The organism is Guyparkeria sp. (assembly GCF_046545975.1).
Taxonomy (GTDB): Bacteria; Pseudomonadota; Gammaproteobacteria; order Halothiobacillales; family Halothiobacillaceae; genus Guyparkeria.
On sequence record NZ_JBKGYT010000003.1, the window covers coordinates 17171 to 36699 of the forward strand.

General features: G+C 67.9%; 22 protein-coding genes. 9 read left to right on the plus strand and 13 right to left on the minus strand.

The genetic code is table 11. From position 1 onward, the window contains the following. The first annotated feature begins 23 nt into the window (after positions 1-23). Genes ACLFMY_RS00655 through hemL form a run of 4 tightly spaced genes read left to right on the plus strand, consistent with a single transcriptional unit; the run spans position 24 to position 6258 of the window. Complete coding sequence (locus ACLFMY_RS00655; protein WP_410762577.1) at positions 24-3281, plus strand: glycoside hydrolase family 15 protein; 3258 nt, start codon at positions 24-26, stop codon at positions 3279-3281. Further along, on the plus strand, positions 3278-4291 hold the full coding sequence (locus tag ACLFMY_RS00660; RefSeq protein WP_410762578.1) for a glucokinase: 1014 nt from the start codon (positions 3278-3280) through the stop codon (positions 4289-4291). Before ACLFMY_RS00655 ends, ACLFMY_RS00660 begins: the two co-directional genes overlap by 4 nt. Next, positions 4288-4968: a thiamine phosphate synthase gene (thiE, locus tag ACLFMY_RS00665; RefSeq protein WP_410762579.1), complete on the plus strand. Its 681-nt coding sequence runs from the start codon at positions 4288-4290 to the stop codon at positions 4966-4968. The genes ACLFMY_RS00660 and thiE overlap by 4 nt, the downstream gene beginning before the upstream one ends. Beyond that, on the plus strand, positions 4969-6258 hold the full coding sequence (gene hemL / locus ACLFMY_RS00670; RefSeq protein WP_410762580.1) for a glutamate-1-semialdehyde 2,1-aminomutase: 1290 nt from the start codon (positions 4969-4971) through the stop codon (positions 6256-6258). Positions 6259-6372: 114 nt separating this feature from the next. On the opposite strand, the gene ACLFMY_RS00675 is transcribed toward hemL, so the two are convergent. From ACLFMY_RS00675 to ACLFMY_RS00735, 13 genes are all read right to left on the minus strand, one after another. After that, a complete protein-coding gene (locus ACLFMY_RS00675) occupies positions 6373-6699 on the minus strand; it encodes a hypothetical protein (protein ID WP_410762581.1) in 327 nt (108 codons plus the stop codon). A gap of 17 nt (positions 6700-6716) precedes the next feature. Continuing rightward, complete coding sequence (locus tag ACLFMY_RS00680) at positions 6717-7001, minus strand: HPr family phosphocarrier protein (RefSeq protein WP_410762582.1); 285 nt, start codon at positions 6999-7001, stop codon at positions 6717-6719. Positions 7002-7030: 29 nt separating this feature from the next. Continuing rightward, positions 7031-7423 (minus strand): PTS sugar transporter subunit IIA, encoded by a 393-nt coding sequence (locus ACLFMY_RS00685; protein ID WP_410762583.1) that lies wholly within the window; start codon positions 7421-7423, stop codon positions 7031-7033. 152 nt (positions 7424-7575) lie between these two features. Further along, a complete protein-coding gene (gene rapZ, locus ACLFMY_RS00690; protein ID WP_410762584.1) occupies positions 7576-8457 on the minus strand; it encodes an RNase adapter RapZ in 882 nt (293 codons plus the stop codon). Next, positions 8454-9398, minus strand: coding sequence for an HPr(Ser) kinase/phosphatase (locus ACLFMY_RS00695; protein ID WP_410762585.1), 945 nt, complete (start codon positions 9396-9398; stop codon positions 8454-8456). Before ACLFMY_RS00695 ends, rapZ begins: the two co-directional genes overlap by 4 nt. 112 nt (positions 9399-9510) lie before the next feature. Further along, positions 9511-9993, minus strand: a complete 483-nt coding sequence (locus tag ACLFMY_RS00700; protein ID WP_410762586.1) for a PTS sugar transporter subunit IIA — start codon at positions 9991-9993, stop codon at positions 9511-9513. A gap of 239 nt (positions 9994-10232) precedes the next feature. Continuing rightward, positions 10233-10526 carry a ribosome hibernation-promoting factor, HPF/YfiA family gene (gene hpf, locus ACLFMY_RS00705; protein ID WP_410762587.1) on the minus strand — a complete coding sequence of 98 codons (294 nt, stop codon included), beginning with the start codon at positions 10524-10526 and terminating at the stop codon, positions 10233-10235. Between the two features lie 22 nt (positions 10527-10548). Beyond that, complete coding sequence (locus tag ACLFMY_RS00710; protein WP_410762611.1) at positions 10549-12027, minus strand: RNA polymerase factor sigma-54; 1479 nt, start codon at positions 12025-12027, stop codon at positions 10549-10551. A 180-nt stretch (positions 12028-12207) separates the two neighbouring features. After that, on the minus strand, positions 12208-12966 hold the full coding sequence (lptB, locus tag ACLFMY_RS00715) for an LPS export ABC transporter ATP-binding protein (RefSeq protein WP_410762588.1): 759 nt from the start codon (positions 12964-12966) through the stop codon (positions 12208-12210). An 8-nt stretch (positions 12967-12974) separates the two neighbouring features. Continuing rightward, positions 12975-13541 (minus strand): lipopolysaccharide transport periplasmic protein LptA, encoded by a 567-nt coding sequence (lptA, locus tag ACLFMY_RS00720; RefSeq protein ID WP_410762589.1) that lies wholly within the window; start codon positions 13539-13541, stop codon positions 12975-12977. Positions 13542-13575: 34 nt separating this feature from the next. Then, on the minus strand, positions 13576-14172 hold the full coding sequence (gene lptC / locus ACLFMY_RS00725) for an LPS export ABC transporter periplasmic protein LptC (RefSeq protein ID WP_410762590.1): 597 nt from the start codon (positions 14170-14172) through the stop codon (positions 13576-13578). Further along, positions 14169-14705, minus strand: a complete 537-nt coding sequence (locus ACLFMY_RS00730) for a KdsC family phosphatase (protein WP_410762591.1) — start codon at positions 14703-14705, stop codon at positions 14169-14171. The genes lptC and ACLFMY_RS00730 overlap by 4 nt, the downstream gene beginning before the upstream one ends. Then, positions 14702-15706, minus strand: a complete 1005-nt coding sequence (locus ACLFMY_RS00735; RefSeq protein WP_410762592.1) for an SIS domain-containing protein — start codon at positions 15704-15706, stop codon at positions 14702-14704. The genes ACLFMY_RS00730 and ACLFMY_RS00735 overlap by 4 nt, the downstream gene beginning before the upstream one ends. 99 nt (positions 15707-15805) lie before the next feature. On the opposite strand from ACLFMY_RS00735, the gene ACLFMY_RS00740 reads away from it, so the two are divergent. The 5 genes from ACLFMY_RS00740 (at position 15806) to mlaD (ending at position 19529) form a co-directional block, all read left to right on the plus strand. Beyond that, a complete protein-coding gene (locus ACLFMY_RS00740) occupies positions 15806-16663 on the plus strand; it encodes a formylglycine-generating enzyme family protein (protein ID WP_410762593.1) in 858 nt (285 codons plus the stop codon). A gap of 282 nt (positions 16664-16945) precedes the next feature. Then, a complete protein-coding gene (locus ACLFMY_RS00745) occupies positions 16946-17440 on the plus strand; it encodes a hypothetical protein (protein WP_410762594.1) in 495 nt (164 codons plus the stop codon). Beyond that, on the plus strand, positions 17437-18279 hold the full coding sequence (locus ACLFMY_RS00750; RefSeq protein WP_410762595.1) for an ABC transporter ATP-binding protein: 843 nt from the start codon (positions 17437-17439) through the stop codon (positions 18277-18279). Before ACLFMY_RS00745 ends, ACLFMY_RS00750 begins: the two co-directional genes overlap by 4 nt. Before the next feature lie 5 nt (positions 18280-18284). Then, a complete protein-coding gene (gene mlaE / locus ACLFMY_RS00755) occupies positions 18285-19064 on the plus strand; it encodes a lipid asymmetry maintenance ABC transporter permease subunit MlaE (protein WP_410762612.1) in 780 nt (259 codons plus the stop codon). A gap of 6 nt (positions 19065-19070) precedes the next feature. Next, positions 19071-19529 carry an outer membrane lipid asymmetry maintenance protein MlaD gene (gene mlaD, locus ACLFMY_RS00760; protein ID WP_410762596.1) on the plus strand — a complete coding sequence of 153 codons (459 nt, stop codon included), beginning with the start codon at positions 19071-19073 and terminating at the stop codon, positions 19527-19529.

Below are 19529 nucleotides of genomic sequence, written 5' to 3' on the forward strand. Positions count from 1 at the left end.
CGGGCCGTAACAGGTGACCGACGATGAGTGCAGGTAACGCTCCGGGGGATGTCCAGGCCGGTCCGGCTGCCGAGCCGAATCCCGCCGCACAGCTCGACGTCCTCTACACCGAGGTGCGCCGCCACATTCTCGACCGGCAGCATCCCGTGTCCGGCCTGCTGCCCGCCAGCACGGCGGTGACTGCCCACGGCGACTACACCGACGCCTGGGTGCGGGACAATGCCTACAGCATCCTCGGCGCCTGGGCGCTGGGGATGGCCTATCGGCGGACCGGTCATTCCTCCGTGCGCGCCTACGAGCTCGATCAGGCCACCGTTCGCAACATGCGTGGCCTGCTGACGGCCATGATGCGCCAGTCCGACCGCGTCGAGCGGTTCAAGCACACGCTCGATCCCGTCGACGCCCTGCATGCCAAGTACGACACCGCTACCGGCGACGCCGTGGTGGGCGACGAGGACTGGGGGCACCTCCAGCTCGACGCCACCTCGCTGTTCGTGCTGATGCTGGCGCAGATGACCGTCAGCGGCCTGCGCATCATCCAGAGCCGGGACGAGGTCGACTTCGTGCAGAACCTCGTCTGGTACCTGTCGCGGGCCTACGTCACGCCGGACTACGGGATCTGGGAACGGGGCAACAAGATCAACCGGGGGGTGCGGGAACTCAATGCCAGCTCGCTGGGGCTGGTGCTCGCGGCCCTCGAGGCGGTCGACGGCTTCGACCTGTTCGGCGGGGAGGGTGACGCCAGCACGCGGGTGAGGGTGGTCACCGACGACATCGTCCGGGTGGAGCAGAGCCTGCTGGCCCTGCTGCCGAGGGAATCCGGATCCAAGGAAGTCGACTCGGCCCTGTTCCCGGTGATCGGCTACCCGGGCTTTGCCGTCCACGATGCCGGCCTGGTCGAGTCCATCGCCGAGACCATCGACGCGCGCCTGTCCGGGCGGTACGGCTACAAGCGCTTCCTGCGCGACGGTCACCAGACGGTCGTGGAGGACGAGAACAAGCTGCACTACGAGCCCGAGGAGCTCGAGGCGTTCGCCGGGATCGAATCCGAATGGCCGCTGTTCCTGACCTTCCGCCTGATCAACGCGGTATTCGCCGGTGATGCCGCGTCCGCGGCGGCCCTCGACCGGCAGCTCGAGTCGCTGGCCGTCGAGGAGGGCGGTCAGGGCCTGCTCCCGGAGCTCTACTACGTCACGGCCGAGAACCTCGAGGCGGAGCGGGCGCACCCGGGGTCGACCGAGCGCCAGCCGAACGACAACCGACCGCTCGTGTGGGCACAGAGCCTCTGGGTGGTCGGACGGCTGCTCCGCCAGGGGCTGGTGGACGTTTCGGATGTCGACCCGCTCAATCGCCGCCGCAACCTCCGCGTGCAGCGTTCGCCGGCCGTCTCCGTGGCCGTGGTCGCCGAGACGGATGCCGTGGCGGCACAGCTTTCGGATGCGGGTGTCGAGCCGGTCAACGTGCTGGGACAGTCCTGGGTCCAGATCACGTCCGCGAGGGCGCTGACGGAAAGCCTGACCCATGTGGGCGACAACCCGCGACTCGGATTGAGCGGGCGGCCGCGGCGTAGGGTCCTGGGGCTGGCCACCTCGTCCATCGTCGAGGCGGACGGCAAGAGCTGGGCCGTGGTCCCGCAACTGTTCGAGACCGGCGACTTCTACCTGACGCGGGACCTGCACCTGCTCGTTCACGAGGTGCGCACGACCATCGACTACCTGCACCGCAATGCCCGGCAGGCCGGTCGGCCGCTGTTCCTGTTCCTGGTCTCCGAATGGATGCTGGAGGTGCAGGGATTCGACGTGCTGCTGCGGTTCTGTCGGGACGAACTGGCCACCGGGCTGGTGGGCGGGGTGCCCGTGCACTTCGACGATCTGGACAACCTCTCCAGCACCGCCCCCCGCATCCGGCTGCCCGGGCCGATGCCCGGCTGGGCCCGGCGCCCGGTCGTCGATGCCTCGCAATGGCGTGCCGACCGCGAGGCGACGGGGTTGCCGGAGCGTCTGGGCGACGACCCGTCACCCGAGGCGCTCGAAAAGGCGTTCGCCGAGACGCGGCAACTCGAAGAGCAGCGGGAGATTCTCCAGCGGCTTGAGCAGGCCGGCCAACCGGGCCGGCGCGCGTTTCCTGACGCCCTGGGCCAGGTCCGCACGCTCGGCGACCATCTGTCGACGCTCTTCCGAGTGGCCCAGCAGAAACAGGCGTGGCGGGTGATGCGCCTGGCTGCCGAACAGGCCGGCAAGGTCGATGCCTTCCTCGAGGTGGCCCTGATGGACCTGATCGTGCGGCACAAGCGGGTCGCGGTGGGGCGCTCCTATACCTGCGAGGCCGTGCTCGCCGAGCCCGTCTCCAACGCCGAGATCCTGCGACGCATCGCGGCCTTCTGCGGCGACGACCCGCGGGAACGGATACTGACCCAGGAGCTGATCATCCATCTCGGTGCCTGGATCCGCGCCGAGCCGGCCCTGTTCGAGGACGTCATCACCCTGCGGACCGGCCCGCTCCTGCAGATCCTCATCGCACTGCATGCCCGCGAGCGACAAATCCCGCCGTCGCGGGCGCTGGATGAACTGGTCGGCATGGCCCCCAGCGTGATCCGGGGCATGCTGCGCGAGGCGCTCGACTGGCGCGACCGTCCGGAAAGGCTGGAGGCGCTCCACCTGCGCAGGGGGATGTCCGGCTCGGTGAGTCTCGCGGCGGGCGAGGGTGGCGAGGTGCTGACCGGGGAGATGCGCGAAGCGCTCGCCGCCGACGAGGCGACGACCGACTGGTGCCGTCATCGCCAGATACAGGGGGCGGTCGGACGTCTGCCCGCGGGCTTCTACCGCCAACTGTGGTCCCTGCTCGGTCACGCCCCGGCGATCGTGATCGGCAACCGCTATGATCCGAGGAGCGCACTCGACAGTGCGCTGTATCGCAGCCAGACGACGGCGGGTGAACACAACTTCGCGCTGGAGGTCGAGCATCTGCTCAACCGGATCGCGGCGCCGGAGTATCGCCAGTTGTGCATCGAGGCGCTGGCCGCGCTGGTCGAGGTCGCCCAGCGTCATCCGGATCTCTCGGTGGAAGAGCCCCTGGTCCTGGACGTCCTGATCGGTCACGCCGTGCGCCTTGCTTGGGTCGACCGGCATCCGGGTGACGACGAGCGCTACGACGAGGTGCGCGACCGGGCCTGGCAGGCCTTCTATCACTCGTCGCCCGACGAGGTGGCGCAATGGGTCAGTCGATCGCTGAACATGCTGCTGGGGGTGGATGTGCACGCAACATCGGAGGTGGGATCATGATTCTTGCCGGTGACATCGGTGGCACCCGTTCCCGGCTGGCCGTGTTCCGGCCCGGCGATCAGCGCTCGCTGGTCGAACGCCACCTCCCCAGTGCCGAGTACGACAGCCTGTCCGAGCTGCTTGCCGACTTCCGTCGCGAGATCGAGGCGGACCGGCAGATCGAGTGGCAGAACATCGACGCCGCGGCCTTCGGCGTGGCCGGTCCGGTGGCGGGGCGGCCCGGCGAGGAGGTGGCGCGGACGACCAACCTCCCGTGGACGGTCTCGGCCGCGCGGGTGGGGGAGCTCCTGGCGGACGTCCCGGTGCGTATCGTCAACGACCTGGTGGCCGTCGGCCTGGGCGCCATGGCCAGCCCGGTGCGTCGGCGGGAGGCGCTCAATCCCGATGCCACCTTCGACGGCGGACACGTGGCCGTGATCGCGCCCGGCACCGGGCTGGGGGAGGCGGTCTTCCACCACGACGGCCACCGGTTTCTCCCGATGCCCAGCGAGGGCGGTCACTGCGACTTCGCCCCCAACAACGCCCGCGAGGACGAGCTGCTCGCCTTCATGCGGCGCCGCTGCGGCGGGCACGTGAGCTACGAGAGACTGCTTTCCGGGGACGGGTTCTCCGCCCTTTACGCCTTTGCGCGCGAACATCAGCTGGGGCGCGCAGCCCCGGACGCCGACCGGCGGCTGTCCGAGGCCGAGGACCGCAATGCACTGGTCACCCGGATGGCGATCAGCGGCGAGGACGAGTGCGCGCAGATCGCCTGCCGGTACTTCGCCCGCATCCTCGGGGCGGAGGCGGGCAACCTCGCGCTCAAGACCCTGCCGTTCGGCGGGGTGTTCATCGCCGGCGACATCGCCGGGCACGTGCTCCCGTTCCTGCGCGAGGAGACCCTGGCGGGATTTCTCGACAAGGGGCGGTTCACGACGCTGCTCGGTCGCATGCCCCTGTGGGTGGTAGCCGCGCCGGACCTCGGGCTGGTCGGCGCCCGGGAACTGGCCGAACAGGAGCTGAATGCATGACGGATTCGAACGCCCGGCGCCGGTCGGCGCTGCAGGGCCTCTACGTGATCACGGATACCACGCGCTTCGTCCGCGACGACCTGGTCCGGGCCGTGGGCGAGGCCATCGACGGCGGGGCGAGGGTCGTCCAGTACCGGGACAAGAGCGATGACGCGTCCCGCCGACGCGCCGAAGCGGCGGCCCTGGCCGCGCTCTGTCAGCACCATGGCCGCACGTTCATTGTCAACGACGATGTCGACTTGGCCATCGACGTCGGGGCCGACGGCGTGCACCTGGGTCGAGACGATCAGGCGCTGGTGGATGCCCGCCGACGTTTCGAGCAGGCGGGGCTCGATGCGATCGTCGGCGTGTCTTGTTATGCTGACCGCCAACGGGCCGAACACGCCGCGGCCGCCGGAGCGGACTACCTTGCCTTCGGCGCCATGTTCCCGTCCCCGACCAAGCCACACGCGCCCAGCGCCTCGGCCGAGCTGCTGGCCTGGGCGCGGGAGCGGCTCGGCCTGCCGGTGTGCGCCATCGGCGGCATAACCGCGGAAAACATTGTCGATCTGCTGCCGTATCGCCCCGACATGGTCGCGGTGATCAGCGAGGTGTTCTCCTCAACCGACATCCGGGGGGCGGCCGCGTCCTTGGCCGAACAAATCAGACACATCCATGACGATCCGGAGACTCCGTAGATGACCGCATCCAACCACGAGCTATTCGAGAAAGCACAGGCCCACATTCCCGGCGGCGTCAACTCGCCGGTGCGTGCCTTCGGCTCGGTCGGGGGCGATCCCGTATTCGTCAGACGCGCGGAAGGGCCGCGCTTCTTCGACGAGAACGACCGGCCGTACATCGACTACGTCGGTTCCTGGGGCCCGATGATCCTCGGTCACGCGCAGCCGGACGTCATCGAGGCGGTGCGCGAGGCGGCCACTCTCGGCCTGTCCTACGGAGCGCCCACCGTCAGCGAGACGCAGATGGCGGACCTGCTCTGCGAACTCGTGCCTTCCATGGACATGGTGCGGCTGACGTCCTCGGGCACCGAGGCGACCATGAGCGCGATCCGCCTGGCGCGTGGCTTCACCGGCCGTGACCGCATCGTCAAGTTCCAGGGAAACTACCACGGTCATTCCGACTCGCTGCTGGTCGAGGCCGGTTCCGGGGCGCTGACTCACGGCGTGCCGAGCTCGCCGGGCGTGCCCAAGGCATTCGCGGACCTGACCACCACGGTCGAGTACAACAACCTCGAGCAGGTGCGTGAGGTGTTCGCCGAAGTGGGCAACGAGGTGGCGGCCATCATCGTCGAGCCGGTGGTCGGCAACATGAACTGCATCCCGCCGGAGCCGGGCTTCCTCGAGGGCCTGCGCCAGGTCTGCGACGAGTACGGGGCGGTGCTGATCTTCGACGAGGTGATGACCGGCTTCCGCGTCGCCCTCGGCGGGGCGCAGGAGCACTACGGCATCAAGCCGGACCTGACCACGATGGGCAAGGTGATCGGTGGCGGCATGCCGGTGGGCGCCTTCGGCGGCCGGCACGAGATCATGTCGATGATCTCGCCGATGGGGCCGGTCTACCACGCCGGCACCCTGTCGGGCAATCCGGTCGCCATGGCGGCGGGGGTCAAGACCCTCGACCTCGTCCGGGTCCCGGGGTTCTACGACGTGCTCTCCCGCCGCACCCAGGAGCTGTGCGACGGGCTGTCGGCGGCGGCGAAGAAGCATGGTATCCCCATGATCACGCAGAACGTGGGTGGGATGTTCGGGCTGTTCTTCACCGACAAGGATCGCGTGGCGAACTTCAATGACGCGACCGCCTGCGACGGCGAGGCCTTCAAGGCGTTTTTCCACGGCATGCTCGAGGAGGGCGTGTACTTCGCGCCGTCCTCTTTCGAGGCGGGCTTCGTCTCCATGGCGCACGGCCAGGAAGAGATCGACGCCACCGTATCCGCCGCCGAGCGCGTCTTCAGCCGCATGGCCGGCTGAGCACCGACGCCCGAGCGGGCCGACCGTCTCCGACGGTCGGCTTGTCGGCAGAACGAAAAAGGCCGCCCGGTTCACACGTCGAACGGGCGGCCTTCTGCATGCGAGGGTGGAGGTTCAGTCTTCCTCGATCTGGGCGTCCGGGTCCCAGCCCGCTTCCCGGGCCTTTTCCAACTGTGCCTCGTAGATGCGGGCGTGACGGGCGCGTAGGTCGTCGGGCAGCAGGCTCGGGATGCCGCCACCGTACTTGTCCCACTCGGCGTTCACCTTGTCGGCCAAGCCCTGCAACCGCCCGAGTTCCCAGCCTTCGCAGGTCTCGTCTTCCGGGATCAGGCCGAACACCCGTGCATCGAGCACGAGACGTCCGTGGAAGGTCATGCCGCCGTCGCGGTCGTTGTCCAGGCCGACGTAGCCGTCTTTCGCCTGATTGCCTCTGCGTTGCATCGTGTACCCCGTTGGTTCTATTCGGATTCATGGAAGCGGGCCCCGACGAGCGCGGCGATCGCCTCGATCGCCTCGTCGGCATCGGGTCCGCGGCCGGTGACCTCGATGGTCTTGCCGCAGGCGGCGGCCAGCATCATCAGGCCCATGATCGACTTGCCGTTGACGCGGCGCTCGTTGAACGACACCTCGATGTCGCTCTCGAACTGCTCGGCGGTGGCCGCGAACCGGGCGGCCGCCCGGGCGTGAAGGCCGCGCTTGTTGCAGAGCGTCATTTCTCGGGTGATGGCGGGGGAAACGTTCATGCCTGCTGGTCCGTGGTGGCTTTAGCCGGCTACTGCCGGTTGTCCAGGATGATCCCGTCACGCCCGCCGGTCCAGGCCTTTTGCGTCATCTCGTCCAGGCCTAGGCGGGGATAGTTGAGCGCCCGCACCAGCATCGGCAGGTTGACCCCGGAGACCACCTGCACGTCGTGCTGGTCACGCAGGCGGTGGGCGATGTTGGATGGGGTCGACCCGAACATGTCGGTCATCACCAGCACCCCCTCGCCGGAGTCGATTTCGGCGACTCGCCGCCGCGCGCTGGCGAGCAGGTCGATGGGGTCGTCATCCTGCCTGACGTCGATATGCGCGAGCCGGGTCGGAACACGCTCGAGCATGTCGGTGGCCGTCTCGATCAGCTGCGCACCGATGTCGTTGTGGCAGATAAGCAGTATTCCCACGGTCATCGTCGTGTCGATTCCTCGTTCACGCAGCGCTGGGGGAAACGCCAGGTCGACCGGAATGCGAACGTCCCGCCGTTTCCAAAACGTGCATCATACCGAAAAATCGGTAAGGAACAGGCCGTATTCGGTATCGCCCGGTTCGCCGGATCGGTCGGTCAGTGGTTGGCCAGGTCCCGGTGCCTGACGACCAGGTTGTCGAAGGTCGGCTTGAGATCCCGGGCGATCTTTTCGACGACGTAGACCGAGCGGTGCTTGCCTCCCGTGCAGCCCACCGAACAGGTGACGTAGCTGCGGTCGCTGCGGATCGCCTGGACGAGGATGTTCGACAGGAAATCGCTGATCTGGCTGCGGGTCTGGTGGGTGACGGGGTGCTGCTCGAGGTAGTTGACCACGGTCTCGTCGAGTCCGCTGTGGGGGCGAAGCGAGGTGTCCCAGTGCGGGTTGGGCAGAAAGCGCACGTCGAACAGGAAATCGGAGTCCAGCGGGATACCGAACTTGAAGCCGAACGACTGGATCAGGATCCGTGGTCCGGCGGCCTTCTCGCCGACCAGTCGCGAGCGAACGTCTTCACGCAGCTGGTGCACGGTGGTCAGACTGGTGTCGATGACCAGGTCGGCGTAGGCCCGGATGGGGGTCAGCAGCTGACCTTCGCGCGAGATCGCCTCGACCAGGTTGTCGATCTGGTAGGAGAGGGGATGGCGGCGGCGCGTCTCGCTGAAGCGTGCGATCAGGCGCTGCTGGTCCGCCTCGAGGAAGACACTGTTCACGGCGAGCTGCGGCAGTCGTTGCTTGAGATCCTCGATGCGCTGGGGCAGGCCGGCGAGCGATTGCTCGGGCGCGCGGGCGTCGATGCTGATGGCGATGCCCCGGGCAGCGATGCCGCCTTCCAGGTAGCTTTCGGCGAGGTGGTCGAGCAGGTCCGGCGGGAGATTGTCGATGCAGTAGAAGCCGCTGTCTTCCAGGGCGGCCAGCGCCACCGACTTGCCGGAGCCGGACTGCCCGGTCACCAGGATCAGGCGAGGGGTGGTGCGCGTCATCGGGACTTCTCCGGCGAATCCGTGTCGTCGTCGCCACCGCTCAGCAGGCTGGCCACGCGGTCACTGGCCGGGCGCGAGCCGCGCTGTCGCTCGAGATTGCGCTGCCGGACGATCGCCTCGAGCAGCACGGCCAGGTTGCGACCGGGCGCAACCGGCAGTCGCCAGACCGGGATCTCACGGCCGGCGATGCGCTCGGCGCCCCGGTCGCCGAACAGCCGCTGGTCGGCGCCCATGGGCTTGCCGCTGTCGGCCGGATAGAGGTCCACGATCAGGCGCAGGTACTTACGTGCCTTGAGGGCGTTGGCGCCGAAGAGTTCGCGGATGTCCAGAATGCCGATGCCGCGCACCTCGAGCAGGCCGAACAGCCGGTCGGGGCAGGAGCCGGTGACCTCGTTGCCGCGGGCGTGGAAGCAGGGAGCGTCGTCGGCCACCAGGCGGTGCCCCCGCGTGATCAGCTCGAGCGCCACCTCGCTCTTGCCGATCCCGGCCGCACCGCGGATCAGTACCCCCAGGCCGCTGATCTCCATGAATACCCCGTGGCGCCATTCCCTGGGTGCTCGTCCGCAGAGTCGCCGGAGACGGCGGGCCACCGAGCCGCTTCCCTCCGGGGTGCTGATGACGAGGGTGGCCGATTCGGGGCCATCGGCCCGGCCGTGCTGCTCGAGCCAGCGATCGGCTTCGTCCTGCGACATCTCGGTGAGCACGACCAGCCGGCGAGGCGAGCGCCGGGTATCGGGACCGTTGGCCTGCGCGAGATCGTTGAGGCTCTCGCGGAGGTAGCGGTCGATCAGGGCGATGCGGGTGGGGATCCAGGGGTTTGCCGGGCCTACCAGCCGTTCCCCATCGCGAAGGTCTTCCGACCAGTCCGGGGGAAGGGCTTCCTGCCACTCGGCATCGTCCGGGGAGGCCGTCAGGTGTCGGTGTCGGGTGTTGTCTGTCATGGCGAACCCGTCTGCGAGTGTGGGCTCCCGATGGCTCGCCGGTGCCGTTGGGGGCACGGGCCCATTCGTCAGGTCCCGCGGTAGCGGGATGCCGGGCTCGTGCAGATCGACCCTAGGACGTCGGTGCCTCGGTGCTGTCCTTGAGCCACTCTACCATCAGGCTGTGCACGCGCTCTGCACTTTGTGCCTGCATGAGGGTGTCGCGCTCGTCCGGGTCGTTCAGGTGACGGGCCAGTCGGCCGAGTATCTCGAGGTGCTGCTCCGGACAGTCTTCCGGGATCACCAGGCCGATCACGAGGGTTACCGGCGCGCCGTCCGGGGCATCGAAATCCACGCCCTCGCGCAGTCGGATCACGGCGCCCCGCGGCGTCAGGATGTCGTCGACACGACCGTGGGGGACGGCAATGCCGTGGCCGATGGCGGTGCAGCCCAGGCGTTCACGGGCGATCAGCGCCTCGAAGATGCGCGTGGCGTGCTCGCCACCCAGCTCGTCGTCGGCGAGCAGGCCGGAGAGGACCTCCAGCACGCGCTTGCGGCTCTGGTACAGCTCGTCGATCCGGATGTGGTGGATCGGGAACAGGTCGGCAGTATTCATGCGTCACTCTGTCGGTCGACGGGTCACGAGGATCGCTCGTGGGTCGCTGCGGGAAAATGTCGGGTCGGCGCGCATCATAGCGTTTTGTGACCGGTCTGCAACACCATGGCGGATGTTCGTCCGGACGGGGCAGTGTCTGGGTGCCTGAAGGGCGTGTCGGAGCGGGATGTCCCGCCGGTGGAGACGGAAATCCCCTCGGCGGGACCACGGCGACCGGTCGGTGGGGTCGCCGGTCATGCTCAACGATGGCTCGTGAGCTTTTCCTTGTGCTTGACGATCTGGCGGTCGAGCTTGTTGATCATGGCATCGATGGAGGCGTACATGTCATCGGTGATGGCCTCGGCATGCATGTCCTGGCCGCTGACGAACAGGTTCGCCTCGGCCTTCTGCAGGTCCTTGCGTTCGACGGTCAGGATCACGTGGATGTCCACCAGCTTGTCGAAGTGGCGCTCGAGTCGCGCGAACTTCTCGTGAACGTGGCTCTTGAGGGCCTCGGTGACATCGACATGATGACCGGTGATGTCTATTTGCATGATCAACTCCCGTTTTGTGCGGCTATATCAGTCGCTTGCGGTCAGTGGATGAAGCAATGCCCATTGCCTCACGGTACTTGGCGATCGTGCGTCGGGCCACATCGATCCCCTCTTCTCCAAGCATGGTTGCAATCTTCGCGTCACTCAAGGGCTTGCGCGGATTTTCCTCCTCGACAAGCTTCTTGATGCGCGCGCGGATGGCCGTGGAGGAGCATTCCCCGCCGTCACTGGTGCCCACGTGGCTGGAAAAGAAGTACTTGAACTCGAACACGCCTCGCGGCGTGAGCATGTATTTCTGCGTGGTCACGCGGCTGACCGTCGACTCGTGGAGGTCGAGGGATTCGGCGATCTCGCGCAGCACCATCGGCTTCATCGCGATCTCGCCCTGCTCGAGGAAGTCCATCTGTCGCCGGACGATCTCGCGCGCGACGTTGAGCAGGGTCTCGTTGCGGCTTCTCAGGCTCTTGATGAACCAGCGCGCCTCCTGCAGGTGGTTGCGGATGTAGGTGGCATCGTCCCCGCGGCTGGAGCGATCGATCAGGCCGGCGTAGGTCTGGTTGACCCGCAGGCGGGGGGCGATCTCCGGGTTGAGGTCCACGTGCCAGCCGTCCTCGCGATGGGTGACGATCACGTCGGGCTTGATGTAGTCGGCTTCCGTCTCGCCGATGGACAGCCCGGGGCGCGGGTCGAGGCGCTGGATCAGGCGCAGGGCGGCCTCGGCCGCCTCCCGGTCGATGCCGAGGCTGCGGGTCACCTGGGGCAGTTCGCGACGGGCGATGGCCTCCAGGTGGTCCCCCTCGAGGATGGCACGGGCGTCGTCCGCGGCCGGGTCGTCGGGGTGCTCCTGGTCGATCTGTAGCAGCAGGCATTCGTTGAGCGAGCGCGCACCGACACCGATCGGGTCGAGGTGCTGGATGTAGTGCAGCATCGCCTCGACCTCGTCGATCTCGACCTCCGGCAGGTCCTCCCGGAGCAACGCGGCGATCTCTTCCAGCGATTCCCCCAGGTAGCCGGTGGGGTCGATCGACTCGATCAGGGCAGTGGCGATATGCCGGTCGGTCTCGGACAGCGAGGCGAGATGGACCTGGCTGAGCAGGTGGTCGCGCAGGTCTTCCTCGCCGGTGGACTGGGTGGCAAACGGGTCGTAGTCGCCGTCACCGGGGGCAGGGGCGCTCAGAGTGGTGCCGCCGTCCGGTTCGTAGTAGTCGTCCCAGGAGGCGTCGACCACCAGGTTCTCGTCGGCCGACTTGTCCTGTCGGTCCTCCAGCAGGGCCTCGCCGGCCTTTGCCCCGGGGTCCTGCTCCGTCGTGCTCGTTTCCCCGGCTTGCGTTTCGCCGTTGTCCGACTCGTCCGCCACTTCCAGCAGCGGATTGCTGTCGAGTGTCTGCTGGATCTCCAGGCTCAACTCGACGGTGGATAGTTGCAGGAGGCGGATGGATTGCTGCAACTGGGGCGTCATGGCCAGCGACTGGCCCATCCTCAGTTCGAGTCCTGCCTTCATGCCTGCCATGAATAATCTCCGGCAACAGACTGTTTCACAGCATTGTTTTCTGCAAATGGGGACGGGGTTTCAGCTGCGATTGCCTCCGTCGGGGCGTTGGGAGCGCAGGTCTTGCACGTAATTTGCATGGAAACAGTCTAGCCGATTCGGGAGGGCGGTGACAGTGCGCCGGCGATCGGTTCAGAGCCGGAAATCATGGCCCAGGTAGACATCGCGCACGGACTGGTTGGCGAGAAGCTCCTCGGCCGTGCCGTGGGCGAGGATGGTGCCGTCGGAGACGATGTAGGCGCGCTCGCAGACGCCCAGGGTCTCGCGCACGTTATGGTCGGTGATGAGCACCCCGATACCGCGATCGCGGAGATGCTCGATGATGCGCTGGATGTCGTTCACGGAAATGGGGTCGATGCCGGCGAAGGGCTCGTCGAGCAGCATGGCCCGGGGATTGGCGGCGAGTGCCCGGGCGATCTCCACGCGGCGGCGTTCGCCCCCCGATAGGGCCTGGCCCTTGGAATCGGCGATGTGGCCGATGTTCAGGTCGTCGAGCAGTTCCTCGAGGGCCTTCCGGCGGCTGCGGCGGTCAAGATCCTCGCGCAGCTCGAGAATCGCCAGGATGTTCTGCCGCACGCTGAGCTTGCGGAACACCGACGCCTCCTGGGGCAGGTAGCCGAGGCCCAGCCGGGCCCGCTGGTCGATCGGCGTGCTGGTGATGTCGCGGCCGTCGAGGTACACGCCGCCCTGGTCGGCCCCGACCAGGCCGACGATCATGTAGAAGCTGGTGGTCTTGCCCGCCCCGTTGGGTCCGAGCAGGCCGACGATCTCGCCGGCGTTGACCGTCAGCGAGACGTCGCGGACGACCGTGCGCGAGCCGTAGGTCTTCGACAGCGAGCGGGCTTCGAGCAGGGCGCGGGGCTGCGTTGCTTCGGTCGGATTGCTGGCCATCGGCTTGCTCAGTCCTCGTCGGGCTCGTTGCGCGGTTGCAGGGTCATGTCCACCCGGGAGCCGCCCTCGCTGTCTCCGGCCTCGATCACTTCGTCGGCCAGGTCGTAGATGATGCGGTTCGAGCTGATCCGGTCGCCCGACCGTGTCATCCAGGCCTCGCCGGTGAGGATCACCTCGCGGTCGGCGGTCCGGTAGTCGGCATTCAGGGCCTCGCCCTCGATGAGGTTCCCCTCGTCGTCGCGCTCGCGGAAGGTCGCCGGGTTGCCCTCGAGCACCGCCCGCACGAGTTCCCCGTCCTCGAGGTAGAGCGTGGCCCGGTCACCGGTGGCATGCAGGCTGCCCTGGTCGATCACCACGTCACCGGTGTAGACGCTGCTGCCTTCCTTGTAGCGTGTCACCTTCTTGTCGGCCTGCACCTTGACGGGTTCGGAGCGGTCGTCCTGCGCGGCCTGCCCGGTCGCCGGGGCCAGCATGGAAACGGCCAGGGCCAGCAGGCATGCGCCAGCCATCCGGCCGCCGGCGGCACCGGGCGTCGGTTCGCGTGTCATGTTGCGGTAAGGGGCGAGCTGGAGCATGGTGGCATCCCTCGTTGGTTGACTCTGGTGGCGTTCACGGCGTGCTGGCCGGTTCGATGTGATCCCGGACCCGGCCCGTCTGGGTCAGGTGTTCGGCCGCCCAGTCGAGGTCGAGCCGCTCGGAGTCGCTGGTCCAGCGCATGGCCCCGTCCGCGTCGATCTCGCTCAGTCGGGTCGGCGTTCGACTCTCGGCTCGCCGTCCGTTCGGGTGGATGCGCATCGCCTCGCTGCGCAATTCGAGACGCCCGGTTTCCTCGAAGGGATCGCGGTGCGCGATGACGTTGTCCTGCAGATCCACGACGCCGCCCTTGTCGCGCACCTCGCCGTGATCGGCATTGAGTGTCCAGGGTGGAGACGGACGCTCGTCGAACAGGGTGGTCTCCGGGGATTCGAGCCGGTAGCGCTCGGCCTCGTCCAGGTGAGTGACCGTGGGCGAGACGAGCCGGTAGGCCAGCTGGCCCTGGTCATCATACTGCCAACTGCGGGCGGCATCGATCCGCTGGGCGTAGCCATCCGTCGATTCGACGAACAGGGCGCGCTCGTCGGCGAGGTTGTGCCAGGCCAGCCAGGCAAGCATGGCCAGCCCGCCGAGCGCAAGGGCGATCCGGTAGATCCGGGTCGGCACGATCACGAATGCCTGGCCAGTATCTCGGCCCACTGTCCGCGGGCGTCGATGAGCGTGTCGATCAGGGCGCGGACGGCCCCGTGCCCGCCGGGCAGGGGACTGACCCAGTCGACCCGGGTGCGGATCACCGGCGGGGCATCGGCCACCGTCGCGGAAAGCCCGGCGCGGTTGAGCATGGGCAGGTCGAGCACGTCGTCTCCCATGGCCGCCACCTCCAGAAGGTCGAGGTCGAGCAGCTGGGCGAGTTCCTCGATCGCCTGGCCCTTGTCCGTGGCGCCCAGCACCACGTGCTGGATGCCGAGGTCCGCGGCGCGTCGAGAGACCGCCGGCGATGAGCGGCCGGTGATGATGGCCACGTCCACGCCGAGGGACTGGATCAGCTTGATGCCGTGACCGTCACGGCTGTGGAAGATCTTGTGCTCGTCGCCGTCCTCGGTGAAGTGGAGCCGGCCGTCGGTCATCACGCCGTCGACGTCCAGCACCAGCAACCGGATGCCTTGGGCGCGCTCGAGCCAGGTCAGGTCTTGACGCGCCATCATGCCACCCCGGCCCGCAGCAGGTCGTGCATGTTCAGTGCGCCGACGAGGCGCCCGTCGGCATCCACGACCAGCAGCCCGTTGATCTTGTCGCGCTCCATGATGGCCATGGCCTCGGCGGCCAGGACGTTCTCGCGGCAGGTGCGCGGGCCGGGGGTCATCACCCGTTCGATCGGGCAGTCGAGGTCGAAGTCGCTGCGGTCGAGCAGCCGGCGGAGATCCCCGTCGGTGAACAGCCCCAGGAGGCGCTCCTCCTCGTCGACGACCGCCGTCATGCCGAGCCCGCCGGAGGACATCACCAGCAGCGCCTGCTTGACGCTCTGCCGGGGACCGACCCTCGGCAACTGTTCGCCGGTGTGCATCACGTCGCGCACGTGCAGCAGCAGGCGTCGGCCGAGCGACCCGCCCGGGTGGGAGAGGGCGAAGTCCTCGGGCTGGAAGCCGCGCGCATCGAGCAGGGCCACCGCCAGGGCGTCGCCCATGACCAGCGTGGCGGTGGTGCTCGCCGTCGGGGCCAGGTTGAGCGGGCAGGCCTCGCGCTCGACGCCGACGTCCAGGTGCACGTCCGCGGAGCGGGCGAGGGTGGAGTCGGGGCGCCCGGTCATCGCGAGCAGCGGCACGCCCAGGCGCTTGATGACCGGGAGGATGGCGAGCATCTCGCCGGTCTCGCCGGAGTTCGACAGGGCGATGACCACGTCACGATCGGTGATCATCCCCAGGTCGCCGTGGCTGGCCTCGCCCGGGTGGACGAAGAACGAGGGCGTGCCGGTGCTGGCCAGCGTCGCGGCGATCTTGCCGCCGATGTGGCCGGACTTGCCCATGCCGGTCACGATGACGCGGGCCTCGCAGCCGAGGATGAGCTGGCAGGCCTTGACGAAGGATCGATCCAGGCGGTCGAGCAAGGCGGTCACCGCGCTCTGCTCGATCTCGACCACGCGCCTGGCCATGCTGAGAAGGTTGTCGGGGTGGATGGCTTGATGCTCCATGAAGGGTCCGGCTGACATGCTAGTATTTTCGGGTTTCGGATTATATCAGCCCGGGGGCGGCAGCGGCCCCGAAGGCATCCTGTCCCATTCGAAGTGAGCCAGCCGGAGGTGACCCTGATGCAGGCTGCAGCGACTGCAAGACAAGCGGAGGCGGCCGACCTGATCGTCGAGCGGCAGCGCGAGGCGGCGAGAGCCGCGGGTCTCGCGCCGTTCTTTAACGACCGACTGTCCGACGGGGAGCCCGCCCCGCAGCTCGCGGTGATCCCGCCGGGGGGGTGCTGGATGGGCGCCCGCGCCGACGAGCACGGCGCTCGCGACTGGGAGCAGCCTCGGCACGAGGCGCGCTTCGAACGGGCGTTCGCGATCACCCGCGGGGCGATCCGCCGGCGGGAGTACGACCGCTTTCTCGAGGCCACGAACCACCGCCGCCCGCGTCCCTACAGCTGGAACAACCCGGACTATCCGATGTTCAACGTCACGGCTCGGGACGCCGAGGCCTATGCCGAGTGGCTCGGCGAGCAGACCGGCCAGGTCTACCGGCTGCCGACGGAGGCCGAGTGGGAGTACGCGGCCCGGGCAGGCACGGACGGCATGTTCTGCTTCGGCGACAAGATCCGGCGCGAGCAGGTCAACTGCTCCGGGGGGCTACATTGCACCCGGGGGCTGTTCCTCTGCGGTCTGGGGCGCCCCGTCGAGGTGGGCAGCCTGCCACCGAACGCCTGGGGGCTTTACGAGGTGCACGGCAACGTGCAGGAATACACGCAGGATCACTGGCGCAATGCCTACGCCGGGTCGATACAGGCCGGTGATGATCCCTTCCGCAGCACCGACGAGCGCAACCGGCGCCTGCGGGTGGTGCGCGGAGGATCGTGGTTCGAACCCCCGGGGGCTTGTCGCAGTGCCTCGCGGGCCCCGCGTCACGAGAACGAATTCGACCTCAATCTCGGGTTCCGGCTCGTTCGGGAAATCCGCTAGGGAAGGCCTGCACGAATCCGATTCCGTTCTGCGCGCCTTGAGCTGGGCATCTGCTACGTTGCTATCCGAGGGTGCGGGAATCACCCTTCCGCGGTGGATGGTCGCCTTGCATCTGCCCGGCTCGAGGCGCGCTCCGGCCGCGCTTTGCTGGTGATCCCGGGCGGCAATCCCGGCGCGGGCTGTGTATCATTCTCCGCCGTCGGACACGGCTCTGCCATGAACGACGGCCGCGTTTTTGGATCCGCGGATCGATCCACCATCCGGACGGAGCAGCTTCGAAGAATGAAAGCCATTCACTTCGGCATTCGCAATCGCCAGTCGCCTGCACTGGTCTCGGCGTTTTTCGATCCGGACATGCCGGCGGAGTGGCGCGTGGGTTTCCTGCTCAACGAACACGACGCGCTCTGGGTCGGGCCACAAGCCGATGACGTCGAGACCGTGCTTGCCGAGTTGGCCGACGCTCCGGCCCCGGTGGTCGTGGTGGTGGACGACAGCCGGTGGTCCGGTGCCTGGGACGAACTCGCCGCTCGCGATTTCCACCTGGTCCTGCGCCGCAGCGAGAGCACGCCGATATGGCGGCCCGGCACCGGGGACGCCGGCAGGGCGGCGCGCGTGGGCTTGATCCCGGCCTCGGACGATCCCGCCCAGCTCCGGGAGTGGCTGGAAGCTTTCATGGGGCAGTGTCCGGGGCCGGGCGCGCTGTTCGTCGACGGGGAGCCGCCCTCGACCGCCACCGTCGACCGGTTGAAGACCATGGCGGAGCTGATGGGGCTGTGAATGCCGTCGACACAAGCCCGGTCGCCGAGCGCGACGCGATGATCCGCCTCGAGGGAGTGTCCTTCTCGCGCGGTGCGCAGCCGATCTTCTCGGAGGTCGATCTGGTCGTGCCGCGCGGGCAGGTGACCGTCGTGCTCGGGCCTTCCGGTACCGGGAAGACCACTCTCCTGCGCCTGATCGGGGGGCAGGTACGTGCTTCCCGGGGACGTGTCGAGGTCGATGGCGTGAACGTGGGCAGAGCGCGGAGGCGTGAGCTGTACGCCCTGCGACGCCGGATGGGCGTGCTGTTCCAGAACGGGGCGCTGTTCACCGACCTGACCGTCGGCGAAAACGTCGCCTTTCCCCTGCAAGCCCACTCGCGTCTCGACCCGGAGCTGATCGACCGGATCGTGCTGTTCAAGCTGGAGGCCGTGGGGCTGCGCGAGGCGCGCGACAAGTATCCTGCGGAACTGTCCGGCGGAATGGCCCGCCGTGCCGCGCTGGCCCGCGCCATGGCCCTAGACCCGGCGCTGATGCTCTACGATGAACCCTTTGCCGGCCAGGATCCCGTGAGCATGGGGGTGCTGTTGCGACTGATCCGGCACCTGAACGATGCCCTCGGGCTGACTAGCGTCGTGGTCACCCACGATGTCCAGGAAGCGATGAGCATTGCCGATCGCGTGGTGGTGCTGGCCGGAGGGCGATTCATCGGCTCCGGGACCCCGGAGGAGGTGCTGGCGCAACGGGATGACGAGCCGGCGCTGGCGCAGTTCCTCGACGGGGCGCCGGACGGCCCCCTGACGGCCGGTTCGGCCGCTAAGTCCATGGGCGAGGCACTCGGCCTGGAGGGACGCTCGTGAGTGCGTTGCTCGACCCGATGGCGAAACTGGGCCGGATGGCCATCGGCGGCGTCCGGCACGCCGGCTCGATGGGCCTGTTCGCCGGGCGTCTGGGCTGGGTGCTCTTTCCGAGCTGGACCCGGCCGCGCGACGTCGTCCAGCAGGTCTACGCGGCGGGCGTGCTGTCGCTGGTCATCATTCTCGTCGCCGGCGGGTTCGTCGGACTGGTGCTGGGACTGCAGGGTTACCACATCCTCGACAAGTTCAACGCGAGCGAGTCACTCGGGGTGATGGTGGCCCTGTCGCTGGTCCGCGAACTCGGGCCGGTGGTCGCCGCCCTGCTGTTCGCCGGGCGCGCCGGCTCGGCGATCACGGCCGAGATCGCGCTGATGAAGACCACCGAGCAGCTTGCCGCGCTGGAGATGATGGCCGTCGACCCGATGCGACGGGTGATCGGCCCCCGTTTCTGGGGGGCGCTGATCTCGGTGCCGCTGCTTGCCGCGCTGTTCTCGCTGGTGGGTATCATCGGTGGCTACCTGATCGGGGTGGTGGTGCTCGGCGTCGATCCGTCGTCCTACTGGGGGCAGATCGCCGAGCAGATGGCCGCCTGGGACGACGTGGGGCAGGGTGCCCTCAAGTCGTTCGCCTTCGGCGCGGTGATCGCCCTGATCGCCGCGTTCGAGGGCTACGAGGCCGAACCCACCGCGAGCGGCATGGCTCGGGCGACCACGCAGACCGTGGTCCTGAGCTCGCTGGCGGTGCTGGGGCTGGATTTTGTGATGACCGCTTTCATGTTTGGGGCCTGATACGTAATGAATGTGCAACGCGGAGTCGAGCTGGTGGTGGGGCTGTTCGTGCTCGCCGGGATCGCCGCCCTGCTGGTAATGGCCTTGCAGTGGAGCAATTTCGGCGCCAGCCGGGTGGCCGGCTACGAGGTGCTGGCGCGTTTCGACAACGTTGGCGGTCTAACCGAGAAGTCACCGGTCAAGCTGGCCGGCCTGACCATCGGGCGCGTCGATTCGATCGAACTGCATACCGAGACCTTCGAGGCCGAGGTCCGCATGGTCATCGACGATCGCTACGACAACCTGCCCACCGATTCCTTCGCGAACATCTACACGTCCGGGCTGCTCGGGGCGAAGTACGTCGAGATCTCCCCGGGCGGGGCGCTCGAGTCACTCGAGGATGGCGACCGTATTACCATGACCCAGTCCGCGATCATCCTCGAGAGCGTGGTCTCCCGGTTCCTGTTCGACAAGGCAAGTGAATGA